This window comes from Sphingomonas sp. GC_Shp_3, assembly GCF_026540945.1.
In the GTDB taxonomy this organism is placed as follows: Bacteria; Pseudomonadota; Alphaproteobacteria; order Sphingomonadales; family Sphingomonadaceae; genus Sphingomonas.
The window spans coordinates 1-1,312 of sequence record NZ_JALNUT010000024.1 but is presented as its reverse complement, the minus strand read 5'-3'; the positions used below and the strand labels follow the sequence as shown (position 1 = coordinate 1,312).

Below are 1,312 nucleotides of genomic sequence, written 5' to 3'. Positions count from 1 at the left end.
TGATCTTGCCCCTATTTCGCCGGACAGGTTCAAGCGGTTGTTGAACCCATTGCGCGATGCTCGCGCGGCGAACGCATTTTGAGACCCGAGTGCGGGTGGTGTTCGTTGTAGTCTTCGATCCAGCCAGCGAGTGATGTCAACGCGGTATGTGCGTCGGGCAGCGGTGAGACGCGGACGTAATCTCGTTTGAGGGTGTGTACGAATGCCTCGGAGATGCCGTTGGACTGCGGGCTCCGGATAGGCGTGAAGCAAGGCTTCAGGCCCAGTTGGCGTGCAAAGATCCGCGTCTCGCGGGCGTTATAAGCCGAGCCGTTGTCGGTTAGCATCTCGACCATCGACATTGCGCGCGGTCCACCGAAGCGGGCCTCTACGGCTTCCAGCATGATGTCGCGCACATCGGAACCGCTGATGCCGGCGTTGGCGACCGCGCGCCAGGCAATCACCTCGCGGTCATGCGCATCGATGATGAAGGCGGCTCGGACGATCTCACCGTTCCAGCACGTGAACTCGAGGCCGTCCGAGCACCAACGCAGGTTTGACCGTATGGTCACGACAACGCCGTCGTGGCCGTAGTCGGGCCGCTCGGTGTAGCGCCGTGCCAGCAGCAGGCGGTTTACCGCCATGATCCGGTAGATGCGCTTGTGGTTGACCGGGTCAGCTCCTTCCGCGCGAAGCTGACGGTTGAGGACCGCCGCGATGCGGCGGTAGCCATATGTTGGCCGCTGCGCGGCGACTTGCTGGATGAGCGGCAGCAGTTGCGCGTCGTCGGCCTTGGTGTAGTGGCCGCGGGTCGTGATGGCACCAGTGACGCGCTCGTATACCGTCGAGCGTGCTACGCCGAGCGTGCTCGCCACAAGGCTCACCGGAAATCTTCCGGCAGCGGTGAGCGCATGAGCAAGGTCGTTTTTTTGGGCGCGAACGATCGAGCGCTTCCTTGAGGATCTCCACCTCCAGCGTCTTCCGGCCGAGCTGGCGCTCAAGCTCGCGAATGCGGCTCTCCATCTCGCGCACCTCGCGGTTGCTGGTCACGTCATCGTCGCCGGTGACAGCGACACTCCCACCTTCGAGCATCAGCCGGCGCCAACGGTACAAGAGATTGGGTGCGACACCGTTGCGTCGGGCGACGATCGAGATGCTCTCGCGACCATCGAGTGTCTCCTCGACGATCCTAAGCTTCTCTGCGGCGCTCCAGTGACGGCGCCGACCGCCATCAGTGATGATCTCAGACAAAGACATAAGCCTATGCTCAGGGGCTATCCCTAAGCCTCCGTATTAGGCTCAAACCTGTCCGGGTGAAACGGGGGCCAGTTCA

General features: G+C 62.4%; 1 protein-coding gene. It reads right to left on the bottom strand.

All coding sequences use genetic code 11. The features are described 5' to 3' along the window. Nucleotides 1-29 precede the first annotated feature (29 nt). Nucleotides 30-1,236, bottom strand: a protein-coding gene (locus OXR00_RS19550) for an IS3 family transposase (protein WP_267389899.1) whose coding sequence is annotated in 2 segments (ribosomal slippage) — nt 30-903 and nt 902-1,236 — 1,209 coding nt in all. Because the reading frame shifts where the segments join, the coding sequence is not laid out codon by codon here. Between the last annotated feature and the right edge of the window lie 76 nt (nt 1,237-1,312).